Raw genomic sequence first — 16,886 nt, 5'->3', positions numbered from 1 at the left:
TGACCGACTCAGGCTCTAGTTACACGCTTGGCAACAAGACATTAACAGAGTGCGAATTAGTCCTTGACTATGTTTGAATACATTTTAAGGAACAGCAAATTGTGCAATCTTTGGAAGGTGGTATTTTAACTCAGCTGCACGTTCGTGAAGGTGAAATTGTCAAGCAAGGTCAAGTTTTAGCACAACTCGACCCAACGCGTTTTGCCTCGAATGTTGGTGAGTCCACATCATTATTGCTCGCAGCACAGGCCACAGCTGCACGCCTGCGCGCAGAAGTGAATGGCACCGCCTTGTCTTTCCCTGCCGAAGTATTAAAAGAGCCGCAACTGGTCAATGAAGAAACAGCATTGTATCGCTCACGCCGCGCCAATTTAGAAGAATCTTTGTCTGGACTAAAACAAGCTCTGACACTGGTAGAGCAAGAACTGGCCATGACCGAACCGTTGGTTGCCAAAGGTGCAGCCAGCGAGGTAGAAGTACTGCGTTTAAAACGTGAAGCCAATAATTTACGCAATCAAATGAGTGATGTGCGCAATCAGTATTATGTGAAATCACGTGAAGAACTGGCCAAAGCCAATACCGACATTGAAACTCAGGCACAAGTGGTAAAAGGCAAATCAGATAGCTTGAGCCGCACGCTGTTTAAATCACCTGTACATGGCATTGTCAAAGAAATTGATGTGATGACTTTGGGCGGTGTCGTTCCGCAAAACGGCAAGCTGATGACCATTGTACCGCTAGATGAACAACTGCTGGTCGAAGCACGAATTTTGCCGCGTGATATTGCATTTATTCGCCCTGATCAAGACGCTTTGGTGAAAATTAGCGCCTATGATTATTCAATTTATGGTGGCTTAAAAGGCAAAGTAACCGTGATTTCGCCCGATACCTTACGAGATGAAGTCAAACAAGATCAATTTTATTATCGGGTCTATATTCGTACTGATTCCGACCAACTGAGCAATAAAGCAGGTCAAAATTTTAGCATCACCCCGGGTATGGTTGCGACCGTGGATATTAAAACTGGAGAAAAAACGGTATTGGATTATCTCATCAAGCCATTTAACAAAGCCAAAGAAGCCTTACGTGAGCGTTAAAACAATCTGGCTTCATCAAAATTTGGTTTTACCCTAACAGCAACAGCGCTTTAGACGGGATTGGTCACATCCTGTCTAAAGCGAGTACCTATTTTTGGAATAACCTCCAGTAACGCCCCTCATCCTAAAGGCTTGATTTACTGGATGCGCTCAGTTGCTGGTTTTTCTAATTCCAGCCGCACTCCAATTGCCTAAATAATCTACACCAAACAGTAAAATAACAATTTACGCCCCTTTGCAAGCCTTGCAGCACTGTGTATAACCATAAGTCATGCAATGAAAATGATAAGCATAGGCAAAACAGGGCAAAAAGCGTTAGACTATGCGTCTATGTCAGTAAAATGTCGTTCCAGACAAATCAGAAGGTGAAGGTAGATGCCGCTCAATACTGTTGAAGAGCTCGTAGCAGATATCCGTGCAGGAAAAATGGTCATCCTGATGGATGATGAAGACCGTGAAAATGAAGGCGATTTAGTCATTGCCGCAACTCACGTTCGCCCTGAAGATATCAACTTCATGATTACTCATGCACGTGGTCTTGTGTGTCTGACCTTAAGTCGTGACCGTTGCCAGCAATTGAACCTACCTTTAATGGTCGATGCCAACGGTGCGCAACATGGCACAAACTTTACCTTATCCATTGAAGCTGCTGAAGGCATTACGACCGGTATTTCTGCCGCAGAACGTGCGCATACCATTCAAACTGCAGTCGCTGCACATGCCAAGCCTGCCGATATTGTTCAGCCCGGGCATATTTTCCCACTCATGGCACAGCCAGGTGGCGTTTTGCACCGTGCCGGTCATACCGAAGCAGGTTGTGACCTTTCTCGTTTGGCAGGTTTAGAACCAGCATCGGTAATTTGTGAAATTATCAATGAAGACGGCACCATGGCGCGTCGTCCAGATTTAGAAGTTTTTGCTGAAAAACATGGCCTCAAAATTGGCACCATTGCAGATTTAATCCACTACCGTATGACCAATGAGCAAACTGTAGAGCGTCTAGATCAGCAAAGCATTGACACCGAATATGGCACGTTTGACTTGTATCGCTACCGTGAATTGGGTAACCCAGATATTCACTTAGCATTAGTCAAAGGCGAGCCTAAAGAAGGCGTGACCACAGTCCGTGTGCATGGTTTTAATCCAACACGTGACTTGCTCAAACTAAACAAAGCAGACGGTTCCGCAACTTGGAATTTAGACCGTTCGCTTAAAGAAATTGCAGACAGCGAACGTGGTGTTTTGGTGTGGATTGGTCAGGGGCAGTTACAGGACTTGGGCCCAGCCCTAGATAGCCTAAAAACCCCGAAACAGGGCAAAGCCAATGCTGCATTGTCTCAGCAATATCAAACCATTGGCGTGGGTGCACAAATTTTACGTGATTTAGGCGTTGAAAAAATGAAGCTGCTCAGCTCACCATTACGTTTCAATGCTTTATCAGGCTTTAACTTAGAAGTGGTGGAATATATCACCGCAGATCCAACATCAGAGAAATAATCGAGGTTGCTATGGCAATTCGCCGTATTGAAGGTTTATTACATCTCGCTAGCGAAGGCCGTTATGCGATTTTAGTCGGTCGTTTTAATAGTTTTGTGGTTGAGCATTTGCTTGATGGCGCAATTGACACATTGAAACGTCATGGCGTATCAGAGGATAATATCACTGTTGTTCATGCACCAGGCGCATGGGAACTTCCTGTAGTCGCTAAAAAATTGGCTGCATCGAATGGTTATGATGCCATTATTGCGCTAGGCGCAGTCATCCGTGGCAGCACGCCACACTTTGACTTTGTGGCAGGCGAATGTGCCAAAGGTTTAGGCGTGGTCGGTCTAGACACAGGCTTACCAGTGATTAACGGTGTATTGACTACGGACAGTATTGAACAAGCGATTGAACGCTCTGGAACAAAAGCAGGTAATAAAGGAAGTGAAGCTGCCTTAACTGCAATTGAAATGGTTAACTTGTTAAAGGCTATTTAACGCTATGTCGCAAACACTTCAAGCAACTTATGCAGCAAAACGTAAAGCACGTCGTTTTGCTGTGCAAGGTATTTATGAATGGCAGATGAGCCACAATCCAGTACATGAGATTGAAGCACGTACCCGTGTGGAAAATGCCATGCACAAAGTGGATCTCGGCTATTATCATGAATTGTTGACTCAAGTGGTTGCCAATCATGAAGCATTGGATGCATTACTGGTGCCTGTTCTTGATCGTGATATTCAAGCCCTAGATGGTGTTGAACTCGCTACCTTACGTTTAGGTGCGTATGAGTTAGAACAACATCTAGAAATTCCATACCGTGTCGTACTGGATGAAGCGATTGAACTGGCCAAACACTTTGGCGGTGCAGACAGCCATAAATACATCAATGGTGTATTAGACCGTCTTGCCAACAGCTTGCGTGCAGAAGAAAAGCAACAAAGCAACTAATTCAAATTATTGAGTCGATTGTTGTATGGCTGAGTTTTCTATTATTGATACCTATTTCAACAGACCGCATCCCGATGCTGTCGATTTAGGTGTCGGTGATGACTCAGCCTTGCTTACACCTCCCCCCCAACAACAGTTGGTGATTTGTGCCGACACGCTCATCGCAGGACGACACTTCCCCCTCGACACCTCCCCGCATGCCATTGGCTGGAAAGCCGTTGCAGTAAATTTATCGGATATTGCAGCGATGGGTGCAACTCCGCACAGTATTTTATTGGCCTTGAGCCTACCCCAAATTGATCACGACTGGCTAAAAGGCTTTAGTCAGGGTTTACATGATTGTTGCGATCAATTTGGCGTGCGCTTAATTGGTGGCGACACGACTCAGAGTCCACATCTCACCATTTCCGTTACTGCCTTAGGCTGGATTGAACACGGACAAGCCATTACCCGTTCAGGCGCGCAAGTCGACGATTATATTTGCGTCAGCGGACAAGTCGGTGATGCCGCTTTTGGTTTAGATCATCTCGATCACCCCTTAAAACAACGCCTCGACTACCCAACACCACGTTGTCAACTTGGACAACAACTCAAAGGCTTGGCTTCAAGCATGATTGATGTTTCAGATGGCTTAGCTCAAGATTTGGGACATATTCTCAAAGCCTCTCAGGTCGGTGCTTGTATTGAACTCAGCCAACTGCCTATAGATGCTGCATTAACCGAATTACCACAACAAAAGCAGTGGCAATATGCCTTGGCAGGTGGCGATGACTATGAGTTATGCTTTACAATAAGCCCACAAAATTATCAGCAGCTTTTGCAAAAACCGCTGAATACCTCTATTCATATTATTGGCAAAATTAACAACCAAAACCGCTTAAGCTTTGAACAGAATGGCGTAGATCGTTCACTTCATTTTCATGGATACCAACACTTTGCACAAACCCGCGATTAATTTCAAAGCCATGTCTTGGACTGACCGACTGATTGTCTGCTGTGGTGTTGGCTTCGGTTCAGGTCTACTGCCCAAAGCACCTGGTACCTTTGGTTCGGCCTTTGCCCTACTCTTCATTCCCATTTGGTTCGCACTTGGTTTCATTCCAAGCCTTTTTGCCATTGCTATGATGTCCCTGGTTGGCATATATATCTGTGGGCGCACTGCACAAGTTATGGGCGTACATGATGATGGTCGTATTGTTTGGGATGAGTTTGCAGGACAATCGATTACTTTTTTACCCCTGATTTTTATCAATCAAATCAGCTGGGTCTGGGTAATAGTAGGTTTTGCCTTATTCCGACTATTTGATGTGTGGAAACCTTGGCCAATTCGTGTCATTGATCGTCAGGTCGAAGGTGGTTTTGGCATCATGCTGGACGATATTATTGCGGGTCTTTGGGCCGCATTATGTATTTATATTTATTTATCTTTTACTTTGGTTTAGCCATCACTAGGATTCAACATGTCTACCACCGTGATTATTCTTGCTGCAGGTAAAGGCACGCGCATGCGTTCAAATTTACCAAAAGTATTACAACCTCTTGCAGGACGACCTCTTTTGGGTCACGTGATTGATACCGCAAAAAAATTACAAGCCGATCATATTATTACCATTTACGGTCATGGCGGTGCTTTGGTTCAAAATGCTTTTACGCATGAACAGATACAGTGGGTCGAACAGGCTGAACAGCTGGGCACAGGTCACGCAGTCAAAGTAACTTTGCCTGTTTTACCACGTGAAGGTGTATCACTGATTTTATCGGGAGATGTACCTTGCATTACAGAGCAAACCCTACAAAAGCTGCTCGATGTTTCACGTGAAACCCAAATTGGATTGGTGACACTCACCCTTGCCGATGCCACGGGTTATGGTCGTATTGTGCGTAAAAACGGTAAAATTCAAGCGATTATTGAACATAAAGATGCATCTGAAGCACAGCGCCAAATTCAAGAAATTAACACGGGTATTTACTGCGTCAGTAATGCCAAATTACATGAATGGCTGCCAAAACTAAGCAATAACAATGCGCAGGGTGAATATTACCTGACCGATATTGTGGCGATGGCAATTGCCGATGGTTTAGAAGTTGCATCGGTAAAACCCGAACTGGCTTTTGAAGTAGAAGGCGTGAATGACCGTGTACAATTGGCTGCCTTAGAACGTGAATTCCAGAACTTCCAAGCCAAGCAACTTATGCAACAAGGTGTGCATTTAATTGACCCAACCCGTTTTGATTTACGTGGCAATCTCCATGCAGGTAAAGACGTTCGCATTGACATTAACGTGATTATTGAAGGTAATTGCGAACTAGGTGATGGCGTAGAGATTGGTGCAGGTTGTATCCTCAAAAACACCAAAATTGCTGCGGGCACTAAAGTTCAGCCGTATAGCGTATTTGACCAAGCGGTTGTAGGTGAAGATGCGCAAATTGGCCCGTTCTCACGTTTACGCCCGGGTACAATATTGGCCAATGAAGTGCATATTGGCAACTTTGTTGAAGTGAAAAACAGTCAAATTGGTTTAGGCTCCAAAGCCAACCACTTTACCTACTTAGGGGATGCCGAGGTAGGTGCAGGCAGCAATATTGGTGCAGGTACGATTACTTGCAATTATGATGGTGCCAATAAATTTAAAACGACTATCGGCGATCAAGTCTTTATTGGTTCAAATAGTTCATTGGTTGCACCTGTCACCATTGCCAATGGTGCAACGGTAGGCGCAGGTTCGACCATTACCCGTGATGTTGCAGAACAGTGTTTAGCTGTGGAACGTTCTAAACAGTTCACTAAAGAAAATTATCAACGTCCACAAAAATTGAAAAAATAAGAGGAAGTTCCTATGTGCGGTATTGTCGGTGGCGTTGCAGAACGTAGTATTACCAATATCCTCATTGAAGGTTTAAAGCGTTTAGAATATCGCGGTTATGATTCCGCAGGTTTGGCATTGATTAGTCAAGGTCAGGTCTTGCGTGAGCGTCGTGTCGGTAAAGTAGCAAATCTTGAGCAAGCAGTACTAGATTCTCAAATAACAGGTTCACTCGGTATTGCGCACACGCGTTGGGCAACACATGGTAAACCGACTGAAAACAATGCACATCCGCATATTTCTGGCAATGTTGCTGTCGTACACAACGGTATTATCGAAAATTATCAAGAACTGAAAGACGAGCTGGAAACTTTAGGCTACGTTTTCAACTCTCAAACCGATACCGAAGTGGTTGCACATTTGGTCAATCATGCCTTAAAAACTGCAGCAGATTTACTGACTGCGGTTCAACAAGTGGTACCACAACTTAAGGGTGCCTATGCATTAGGTATTATCCATACCGATTACCCTGATGAATTGATCACCGTGCGTGAAGGTTCTCCTTTGGTGATTGGTGTGGGTATTGGCGAAAACTTTATCAGTTCAGACCAATTGGCATTATTGCCGATCACCAACCGTTTCATGTACTTGGAAGAAGGTGATATTGCACGCTTAACCCGTGACAGAATTGAAGTATTTGTGAATGGTGCAGCGGTTGAACGTCCTGTAAAAGAGCTGGATGCCACTGTAAGTAATGCATCCAAGGGTGAATATAAACACTATATGCTCAAAGAAATTTATGAGCAGCCTGAAGCCATTCAACAAACCATTTCACAAGCCTTAAATGGCAATGCTTTACGTGAAGATTTCCTGAAAGATGCAGAAGGTGATTTTGCCAAGATTCAACAGGTACAGATTATTGCCTGTGGTACCAGCTACCATGCGGGGATGATTGCAAAATATTGGTTTGAACAGCTGATTAACTTGCCATGTCATGTAGAAATTGCCAGCGAGTACCGTTACCGTACGCCAGTCATTGTGAATAACACCTTGTATGTGTGCATTTCACAATCAGGTGAAACTGCAGACACTTTAGCTGCTTTGCGCGATACCCAGAAACGTGCTGCGGCAAAAGACTTAGACATCACCACCATGACTATTTGTAACGTGGCGACTTCATCTATGGTACGCGAAACCAACCATAGCTTGTTGACACTTGCAGGACCTGAGATTGGCGTGGCATCGACCAAAGCCTTTACGACACAGTTGGCAGCGCTGATGTTATTAGTCTTAAAAGTAGGTCTGGTGAAAAACGCAATGAGTGCAACAGCAGCTGCGGAAATTATTGCAGACCTGTGGCACACACCTAAAGTGATTTTAGACACTTTGCAAAATGATCCTGCAATTTTACGTTTGTCTGAGTTGTTTGTAGAGAAAAATCACTGCCTGTTCTTAGGTCGTGGCACACAATTTCCAATTGCTTTGGAAGGTGCACTGAAATTAAAAGAAATTTCATATATTCACGCAGAAGGTTATGCCGCAGGTGAGTTAAAGCACGGCCCATTGGCTTTGGTGGACAATGATATGCCTGTGGTGATTTTGGCACCACAAGATGACATGCTGGACAAACTGAAGTCGAATATGGAAGAAGTACAGGCACGTGGTGGTGAATTATTTGTCTTTGCAGATGAGCACAGCGGGATTCCTGCAGACAAAGAGCGTCAGCATGTAGTGTATGTTCCACAAGTAAGCTCATTACTTGCGCCAATTGTGTATAGTATTCCTGTGCAGTTGCTGTCTTACCACGTTGCAGTGTTACGTGGTACAGATGTCGACCAGCCTAGAAACCTAGCAAAAAGTGTAACTGTAGAATAATATTCATATTATTTAATGATTTAAATTTAATTTATTAATTTTAAATTAATCGCAATCCGCAGCCTGCTTGTTAAAAAAACAGCCTGCGGATTTTTTATGTCTCCATCTTTTCTAAACAGGTGCATTTAGCGCAAGACTCAGAACCTATCTGATTCAGACCGTTTGCTCGATCCCCAAAATACAAGTTTAAAGTCTATAGCAGGATGAATTTTTAAAAATGTTGCTTATTTATGCAAACAATACAGACGAATGCAAAAAATGATTGACCCTATTTTTGCATCATGTATTATACACCGCATGCGGGAATAGCTCAGTTGGTAGAGCACAACCTTGCCAAGGTTGGGGTCGCGAGTTCGAGTCTCGTTTCCCGCTCCAGATTTTAAAAGCCTCAATCGAAAGATTGAGGCTTTTTTTAATGATCTCAATTTATTAAAAATACTCCCTCACCTCTCCCCATACACCGTAGTAATCAAATGTTCAACCACTTGCGGCTCAGCCAAGGTGGAAGTGTCTCCCAAACTATCCAATTCATTTGCAGCGATTTTTCGTAAAATACGGCGCATAATTTTACCTGAACGGGTTTTAGGCAAAGCAGGTGCCCAATGCAAAGCATCTGGTGTTGCCACTGGCCCTAAAATTTTACGCACCCAATGCACCAGCTCGTCACGTAACTGTTCCGACTCTGCTATTCCTGCTTGTAAGGTCACAAAGGTACAAATTCCCTGCCCCTTAATGTCATGTGGCATTCCCACCACTGCTGCCTCAGCCACCGCTTCATGTGCCACCAAAGCACTTTCAATTTCTGCCGTTCCTAAACGGTGCCCTGATATATTCAAGACATCATCCACACGTCCTGTGATCCAGTAATATCCATCTTCATCACGGCGTGCGCCATCTCCTGTGAAATACGCACCGGGATAGGTCGAAAAATATGCTTCAATAAAACGTGCAGGATCACCCCAAATACTGCGCATTTGCCCTGGCCATGAATCTTTAATAATTAAATTACCTTCTGTTGCACCTTCTAGTTCATTGCCGTCTGCATCCACAATTGCGGGTTGTACCCCAAATAATGGTCGGGTTGCCGAACCCGGTTTAAGCGGGGTTGCACCAGGCAATGCTGAAATTAAAATACCGCCTGTTTCGGTTTGCCACCATGTATCTACAATTGGGCAACGACCTTCACCCACCACGTTGTAATACCAGTTCCAAGCTTCAGGATTAATCGGCTCACCAACGGAACCCAATAAACGCAAACTGCTGCGGTCACTTTCACGTACAAAACGGTCTCCCTCCCGCATCATGGCTCGAATGGCAGTCGGTGCTGTATATAAAATGGTGATGTTGTGCTTATCGACAATATGTCCTGTACGCGCCCAACTTGGGTATTGGGGTACCCCTTCAAACATCACAGTGGATGTCCCATTCGATAAGGGGCCATACAAAACATAAGAATGTCCTGTAATCCAGCCCACGTCTGCGGTACACCAGAACACATCATCCTGTTTCAGATCAAATACTTCTCTGAAGGTGCTGTTCACATAGGTTAAATAACCACCTGTGGTATGTAAAACTCCTTTGGGTTTTCCTGTGGAACCCGAGGTATATAAAATAAATAGCGGGTCTTCAGCATTCATCGGTTCTGGCGGGCAATTGTCATTCACCGACATAATTTCCATGTGATACCACAAGTCGCGTTCAGGCTGCATCTGAATCGGGTTGCCTGTACGATGCACCACAATCACATTCTGCACACATTCAGTACCTGCAATGTTCAGCGCTTCATCCACATTGGCTTTTAAATAAATCGGTTTGCCACCACGCATGGCGGAGTCTGCAGTCACAATTAACTTGGCCTGACAGTCTTCAATTCGGCTGGCTAAGGCATCGGGTGAAAAACCACCAAAAACCACACAATGCACCGCACCAATTCGTGCACAGGCCAGCATTGCAATCGCAGCTTCCGACACCATAGGCATATACAGCACCACTCGGTCACCTTTTTGTACACCATTCTTTTTCAGCACATTGGCAAAACGGCAGGTTTCATCATGCAGTGAAGCAAAAGAAATTACTTTATGACGAGATGGATGATCACCCTCCCAAATAATGGCAGGTTTATAAGGGTGCTCTTTTAAATGACGGTCTAAACAATTGGCACTGACATTGAGCTGTCCATCGGCAAACCATTCTATGTTGAAATGTTCGGGGTCAAAGTTGGTGTTTTTGACTTGCGTAAAAGGCTTGATCCAATCCAAACGTCGAGCTTGTTCAGCCCAGTAGGCATCTGGATCCTCTATAGATTGTTGATAGCGTTGGAAATATTCTGCCTCAGTGGTACGGGCAGTCTTTTTAAATTCATCTGGAACAGGATATACGTCTTTCATCTGCTACTTCCTTGATGTTCTTGCATCTCATCACGAGATGTATGCCACGTTATTGATTATTATTTCTGCACATTTACAGTATGAACTGACTGTTTTACAGCCTACTATTCGGCTTTAGTCGCATAAAATTTATACAAGATTTCAGAACTTCTGACTGTTCTGATTGATACCGAAAATGCTGCCTACATACTGCGGTGTTTTCATTCCACTCTACAGCGGATTGCATGATTTTTAAAGAAATTTACGCTCAACGACGCTACATCTTCACATTTTTTTACGCAGCATATTGCAAACATCAACACGCAAAAGGATCAATATTTTTTAGCGTAATCACGATAAAAAGTAAAAAACACAGCATGCAGTACATCTCAGCTAAAATGTCATCATCTTGTCTAAAAGATTGCCAAGTGCGTAACAGCGGATTAACCAAAGCCATTTTTTCAGGCAAAATAGCCTCTCTATTTTGAGTTCGGAATCACCGTGGCAGAATCCAAGCCCTCGTTAAGTGAAGTGTCTGAAAACACCAGTCAACTGTTGCATGAAGCCACTGAAAAAACCACGCAAACCGTGATTAATCATACGGCCAAGTACAACGACGCCTACTCCACTATCGACAAAATTATGGATGGCTTTTGGGAGCGGGCGCCGTATTTATGTATAGCTGCAGTGGTACTGATTTTGTTTTGGTTAATTGCCCGTGTATTTAAATGGTTTGTCCGTAAAACACTGTCTAATCGCTCCTATACCCGACAAAATTTGGTCTTGGTGTTAAATCGGGTCGGTAGCTCTGCCATTGTCTTTTTTGGTTTTTTAATTGCGATGGTGATTGCCATTCCTGGCTTTACCCCAAGTCAGCTCATGAGTGCTTTGGGATTAGGCTCTGTAGCGATTGGTTTTGCTTTTAAGGATATCTTTCAGAACTTATTGTCGGGTGTACTGATTTTGATTGGTGAGCCTTTTAAAATTGGCGATGACATCATCGTCAATAATATGGAAGGCACGGTGGAAGATATTCAGATTCGTGCAACCTTTTTGCGCTCTCCCGATGGCCGTCGCATCGTGATTCCAAATGCCACGGTCTATACCAGTGCCGTGACTGTAAATACTGCGTATACCCGTCGTCGTTGCGAGTTCGTGGTGGGTATTGGTTATGAAGATGACGTACAAAAAGCCAAACAGATTATTTTGGCCATTTTAGACCGCGACATCAAAATTTTAAGTCAGCCTGCCTTTAGTGTGAATGTCACTGCATTGGCCGATTTTTCCATCAATTTAAATGTGCGCTGGTGGGTCAATACCACCGAAACCACCACATCGGCTTCCATTAGTGAGGTGCAGGAGCGTGTCATTGCGGCCTTTGCCGAGCATCACATTTCCATTCCTTACCCAGTACAGGAAGTGAAAGTGTATCGAGGTGAAACGGCATTGCTTGAAGAAGATTCAAACCGAGCCAAACAAACGCCCTAATACATAGGCAATCACGGTTTCAGTCCGAATAATACGGTTGCCCAAGTGTCGTGCTTGGCAGCCGTTTTTTTCGAGTAAATCAATTTCATAAGGAATAAAGCCGCCTTCTGGGCCAATCACAATACTACAAGGATGTTGAATGGTGTTCGGCATTGCCAGTTCAGTATAAGGATGCGCCACGTATGCAGGACAATCTGCAGAGATCAAATTAGGCAAAACATCTTCCACAAAGGGTTTAAAGCGTTTATAGCACTGAATGTCAGGCGCAATGGTATCGCCCGCTTGTTCTAAACCTAAAGTGATATATTGATCCAACTGCTGTAAAAATGGCGTTTGCCAATAGCTTTTATCAACCCGATAGCTGTGCAGTAAAATGATTTTTTCCACACCTAATGTCACGCTGTCCATAATTAAACGGCGCAGCACTTTTGGTCGTGGTAAGGCCACAATCAGGGTCACGGGTAATTTTTGAGGTACAGCTTCTTCATGTAAGGCTTTGACCTGAATCCGCTGCTCACTGACTTCCACCACTTCAGTCAAATAACGCTTGCCACCACGAATCCCGACTTTTAAGGTGTCACCGACTTGTACACCGACATGCGTATGCAAATGCTGCAGCTGTCGCTGTGCTGTAATTGACCATATTTCATTGGTAGTCTGTCGCGGGCCAAGTAATACAATATTCATGCTTACAAATACTGATCCATGACCTGAATATGCTCACGTAGTGCACCACGATTTTTATACATAATCACTTGGGCATTCTGATTCAATTGTGCACGTAATGCTGGTTCAAATAACAGTTGAGTCAAGGTTTTCACAGCTTGTGCTGCATCATCAACCACGTACACCGCTTCTGCCGCAACAAACTCATCCACCATACTTTGGAAGTTAAAATAATTTTTACCCAATACGGTGGCTACATTTAAAGCCAAAGGCTCTAAAATATTATGACCACCGCCAGGTTCATTCAATGAACCGCCCACATAGCAAGCCTGACTCATGGCATACCACAGCCACATTTCACCCATACTGTCGGCTAAATATAGCTGTGTATTTGCTTGGATACCTTCACCCAAACTACGACGCTGCATATTAAGTTGCAGCCTTTGTCCCAATTGTGCAACTTCATCAAAACGCTCTGGATGACGTGGTGCAACAATGCACAATAATTCGGGATGTTGCTCAAAGTACGGTTTTAAAGCAGTCAATAATTGTTGTTCTTCGGGTGCATGGGTACTGGCCAGCACCACAATTTTACGCTGTGCCAATTGCCATTCTTGCTGTAGCTGTGCTGCCTGCTGCACAAAATGCTCAGGTGCAGTAATGTCAAATTTAAGATTACCCAACACCTGCGTACGTGCTTCGGGCATACCCAAAGCCACAAAACGTTGTTGTGTAGCAAGGTCTTGTGCCAAAAGTTGTTGCAACCCCTGCAACATGCCACGTGTCAGGCCTTTAACTTTGGCATAGCCTTTGGCCGATTTTTCTGAAAGTCGTGCATTAATCAGTAAACATGGCACTTGAAAATGCTGCGCCTGATCAATCAAATTTGGCCATAATTCTGTTTCGACCAAGGCCAATAATTTAGGCTGATATTTTTGATAAAACTCACGAATTAAATGCACCTGATCGGCAGGTAAATACACGGCCTGAAATAAATTTAAATAGGGTGCTTTTAAAAATAAAGACTTGGCACGAGCCTGTCCCGTTTTGGTGGTATTGGTGACTAAAACAGGGTGACCTGCTTTTAAATAATATTCAATTAAAGGTTGTGCAGCATTGGTTTCACCTACCGACACCACATGAAACCAAATGGCATGTAAATTTTTAGCGGGCTGAAATGGGCCAAAACGCTCAAGTAGTTCTTGTTGTAATTGCTCAGGATGTTCGGCACGTTTACGAATACGTGACTGATAAATCGGTTTTAGCAGGGTTAAAGCTGCGTTATACCAAAATGGAGTAGCCAAAAGATGCGCCCCAAAAGAAAGACTGTCGGCAAAATATAACAGAGCCACACACGCATGTTAATCGTATGTGGCGCTGTACGGGCTTTTATTCTACAGATTGTTGTGTTTCAGCCAAAGTTGGATAATCGATATAGCCTTCTGCAACAGCAGTGCCAATCATGTTTTCCAGTTTGAGTTCATTTAAGGGAGCATCTGCCAGTAAACGCTCATATAAGTCTGGGTTAGCAATATAAGCCTTACCAAACGACACTGCATCGGCCTTGCCTGATACCAATAATTCCACCGCATCGGCACGGCTTAGGCGCATGTTGGCAATGTACGGCACACCGCCTGAACGTGCTTTCATTTCTTCAGAAATACTGTCTTCAGCCAAATATTCACGGGTAAAGAAAAAGGCGATTTTGCGCTGACCCAATTGCTGCATCACATAGCCAAAGGTTTCACGTGGATCATCATCCCCCATGTCATGCTCATCACCACGTGGTGCTAAATGTACACCGACACGACCTGCGCCCCAAACTTCTATCAAGGCATCTACAACTTCCAACAAGAAACGTGCACGATTTTCCACAACACCGCCATATTCATCTTCACGTTGGTTGGTTTTACTTTGTAGGAATTGGTCAATTAGATAACCATTGGCCGCATGCAGCTCAACACCATCAAAACCTGCCTCTTTGGCACGGATCGCGGCTTGTTTATATTGCTCGGTAATGGCATGAATTTCTGAGATTTCCAAAGCACGTGGTAATACATAAGGACGCTTTGGACGTAACAAACTGACATGACCCGCTTGTTGCACCGCACTTGCCGAAACAGGTGTTTCACCCTTCAGCAAATCAGGATGGGATACCCGCCCCACATGCCACAATTGCGCGACAATCAGACCATCTTTGGCATGCACCGCATCGGTCACCAATTTCCAGCCTTGTACTTGTGCATCTGTAAATAGACCTGGAGTATTAAAATAACCATTGGCTTCTTCAGAAATCACCGTTGCTTCTGAAATAATTAAGCCTGCGCTGGCTCGCTGTGCATAATATTCCGCCATCATTGGCGTAGGTACACGGTCATCGCTGGCACGACTGCGGGTTAAAGGTGCCATCACTACACGGTTTTTAAGATGAAGATCACCCAAAACCAAAGGAGAGTTTAATTCAGCCATCATTGCCTCATGACTCACTGCAACATGCGACTGTTTAGAGTGAGTGTTTTAAATATTCGATGTATTGCTGAATCAGTGCTTCATTACGAGAAAAATACGACCATTGCCCATACTTTTCTGCACGAATAAGGCCTGCCTGTTGCAGTACCGATAAATGATTTGACATGGTCGATTGCGACACCTTGCCCAAACGCTCAATGTGTCCCGCACATACGCCACGCTTAAAGTCGCCACACTCTTCTACCGACAAAAATTGGTCTGGTGCTTTTAACCATTCTAAAATTTGCCGACGGGTAGGATTGGCTAAGGCTTTAAATATTAAATCGACATCCATCATTCAGACACATATTCGTAAATATAAGCCCAATTCAGCAGCTGCCTTTAATATATCGTATTTTTTCGATATTAATATCGCTTTTTTACGATTTATACAAATTGTTTAAACAATTTAAGCAGATCAACCGAATTGGGCAGGCTTATTGGGTACTGTGAATTTAAACTTACAGGCCTTGTTTCAAACTGGCTTCAATAAATTTGTCTAAATCACCATCTAAAACTGCACCCGTATTTGAGGTTTCCACCCCTGTACGCAAGTCTTTAATCCGCGAGTCATCCAATACATAAGAACGAATTTGGCTGCCCCAACCAATATCTGACTTCGAGTCTTCCAGTGCTTGAGCCGCCTCATTACGTTTGCTCATTTCCAGTTCGTATAACTTGGCACGTAACTGTTTCCATGCGTGGTCACGGTTGGCGTGTTGCGAACGCTGGTTCTGACAAGCCACCACAATACCTGTTGGTGCGTGGGTTAAACGTACCGCAGAGTCAGTTTTGTTAATGTGCTGACCACCCGCACCTGAAGCACGGTAAGTATCAGTACGAACATCGGCAGGGTTAATATCAATTTCAATGTTGTCATCCACTTCTGGCGAAACAAACACTGCCGAGAATGACGTATGACGACGGTTACCCGAATCAAATGGTGACTTACGCACTAAACGATGTACGCCCGATTCAGTACGTAACCAACCATAGGCATACTCGCCTTCTACACGAATAGTTGCAGATTTAATCCCTGCCACATCGCCATCTGACTCTTCCATCAATTCTGCTTTAAAGCCATGGCGTTCAATCCAGCGCATATACATACGTAGCAACATAGATGCCCAATCCTGCGCTTCTGTACCGCCCGAACCTGCCTGAATTTCGACATAACACGGATTTGGATCCATTGGGTTGCTGAACATACGACGGAATTCTAATTTGGCCAGCTCTTCTTCAGCAGAGGTCAACTCTGACTGCACATCAACCAATAAGTCTTCATCATCTGCTTCAACCGCCAAATCCAGCATGGCTTGTGCATCTTCCAACTGGGTTGCCAAACCTTCCAGAACATTAATCACATTCTCAAGTTCGCCTTTTTCTTTGGCCATCGCTTGAGCACGACTTTGATCATTCCAAATGGCAGGGTCTTCTAACTCGCGGAGAACCTCTTCTAAACGCTCTTTTTTCAGATCGTAGTCAAAGATACCCCCGTAGTGTTTGACCACGTTCGTTCAAGTCTTTTAATTGGTTTAGATAAGGATTAATTTCCACGCAAATTCTCTCAATTAACAATGAAGCTCAATAACCAATAATTGTAGCACAGACCTGTTCAGGCATTGCCACCCTGCTGCTATTTCCCATAC

The 16,886-nt window shown here is 44.1% G+C and carries 14 protein-coding genes, 1 tRNA gene and 1 pseudogene; 10 read left to right on the top strand and 6 right to left on the bottom strand.

What is annotated here, in order from left to right:
* Positions 1-89: 89 nt before the first annotated feature.
* The 9 genes and pseudogenes from HHA42_RS02500 to HHA42_RS02460 all read left to right on the top strand — a co-directional run.
* A pseudogene (locus tag HHA42_RS02500) lies at positions 90-1,097 on the top strand (HlyD family efflux transporter periplasmic adaptor subunit); the annotation flags it as partial.
* Positions 1,098-1,472: 375 nt separating this feature from the next.
* Positions 1,473-2,594, top strand: a complete 1,122-nt coding sequence (gene ribBA / locus HHA42_RS02495; RefSeq protein ID WP_168525342.1) for a bifunctional 3,4-dihydroxy-2-butanone-4-phosphate synthase/GTP cyclohydrolase II — start codon at positions 1,473-1,475, stop codon at positions 2,592-2,594.
* An 11-nt stretch (positions 2,595-2,605) separates the two neighbouring features.
* A complete protein-coding gene (gene ribE, locus HHA42_RS02490) occupies positions 2,606-3,076 on the top strand; it encodes a 6,7-dimethyl-8-ribityllumazine synthase (RefSeq protein WP_004974350.1) in 471 nt (156 codons plus the stop codon).
* 4 nt (positions 3,077-3,080) lie between these two features.
* Positions 3,081-3,530: a transcription antitermination factor NusB gene (gene nusB / locus HHA42_RS02485; protein WP_104852673.1), complete on the top strand. Its 450-nt coding sequence runs from the start codon at positions 3,081-3,083 to the stop codon at positions 3,528-3,530.
* Between the two features lie 25 nt (positions 3,531-3,555).
* Entirely contained in the window at positions 3,556-4,485 is a 930-nt protein-coding gene (gene thiL, locus HHA42_RS02480; RefSeq protein WP_168525341.1) for a thiamine-phosphate kinase, read from the top strand.
* On the top strand, positions 4,451-4,972 hold the full coding sequence (locus HHA42_RS02475; RefSeq protein ID WP_168460537.1) for a phosphatidylglycerophosphatase A: 522 nt from the start codon (positions 4,451-4,453) through the stop codon (positions 4,970-4,972). The genes thiL and HHA42_RS02475 overlap by 35 nt, the downstream gene beginning before the upstream one ends.
* 18 nt (positions 4,973-4,990) lie before the next feature.
* Positions 4,991-6,355: a bifunctional UDP-N-acetylglucosamine diphosphorylase/glucosamine-1-phosphate N-acetyltransferase GlmU gene (gene glmU, locus HHA42_RS02470; RefSeq protein ID WP_168525339.1), complete on the top strand. Its 1,365-nt coding sequence runs from the start codon at positions 4,991-4,993 to the stop codon at positions 6,353-6,355.
* A gap of 12 nt (positions 6,356-6,367) precedes the next feature.
* The gene (gene glmS / locus HHA42_RS02465; protein ID WP_168525337.1) at positions 6,368-8,209 is read left to right on the top strand and encodes a glutamine--fructose-6-phosphate transaminase (isomerizing); all 1,842 of its coding nucleotides are present in this window, start codon (positions 6,368-6,370) and stop codon (positions 8,207-8,209) included.
* A gap of 299 nt (positions 8,210-8,508) precedes the next feature.
* Positions 8,509-8,584: transfer RNA gene (locus HHA42_RS02460), tRNA-Gly, on the top strand.
* Positions 8,585-8,652: 68 nt separating this feature from the next.
* Here the strand turns inward: HHA42_RS02460 and acs are convergent.
* On the bottom strand, positions 8,653-10,596 hold the full coding sequence (gene acs, locus HHA42_RS02455) for an acetate--CoA ligase (protein WP_168460534.1): 1,944 nt from the start codon (positions 10,594-10,596) through the stop codon (positions 8,653-8,655).
* Between the two features lie 480 nt (positions 10,597-11,076).
* Between acs and HHA42_RS02450 the strand changes: the two genes are divergently transcribed.
* Positions 11,077-12,063 carry a mechanosensitive ion channel family protein gene (locus HHA42_RS02450; protein WP_168460532.1) on the top strand — a complete coding sequence of 329 codons (987 nt, stop codon included), beginning with the start codon at positions 11,077-11,079 and terminating at the stop codon, positions 12,061-12,063.
* On the opposite strand, the gene HHA42_RS02445 is transcribed toward HHA42_RS02450, so the two are convergent.
* The 5 genes from HHA42_RS02445 to prfB all read right to left on the bottom strand — a co-directional run bounded on the left by HHA42_RS02445 (position 12,037) and on the right by prfB (position 16,794).
* Entirely contained in the window at positions 12,037-12,750 is a 714-nt protein-coding gene (locus HHA42_RS02445) for a 16S rRNA (uracil(1498)-N(3))-methyltransferase (protein WP_168417717.1), read from the bottom strand. The two genes, HHA42_RS02450 and HHA42_RS02445, sit on opposite strands and share 27 nt — an antisense overlap.
* Positions 12,751-12,752: 2 nt before the next feature.
* Entirely contained in the window at positions 12,753-14,033 is a 1,281-nt protein-coding gene (locus tag HHA42_RS02440) for a 3-deoxy-D-manno-octulosonic acid transferase (protein ID WP_168460530.1), read from the bottom strand.
* An 85-nt stretch (positions 14,034-14,118) separates the two neighbouring features.
* A complete protein-coding gene (locus HHA42_RS02435; protein ID WP_168525335.1) occupies positions 14,119-15,198 on the bottom strand; it encodes an alkene reductase in 1,080 nt (359 codons plus the stop codon).
* 34 nt (positions 15,199-15,232) lie between these two features.
* A complete protein-coding gene (locus HHA42_RS02430; protein ID WP_168417728.1) occupies positions 15,233-15,532 on the bottom strand; it encodes a metalloregulator ArsR/SmtB family transcription factor in 300 nt (99 codons plus the stop codon).
* Between the two features lie 166 nt (positions 15,533-15,698).
* Positions 15,699-16,794, bottom strand: a protein-coding gene (gene prfB / locus HHA42_RS02425) for a peptide chain release factor 2 (protein ID WP_168417714.1) whose coding sequence is annotated in 2 segments (ribosomal slippage) — positions 15,699-16,721 and positions 16,723-16,794 — 1,095 coding nt in all. Because the reading frame shifts where the segments join, the coding sequence is not laid out codon by codon here.
* Positions 16,795-16,886: the final 92 nt, after the last annotated feature.

The sequence above is a fragment of the Acinetobacter sp. A3 genome (genome assembly GCF_012371415.1).
Lineage (GTDB): Bacteria > Pseudomonadota > Gammaproteobacteria > Pseudomonadales > Moraxellaceae > Acinetobacter.
Note: the sequence above shows the minus strand (reverse complement) of the source record. Positions and strands in the feature narration are given on the sequence as shown.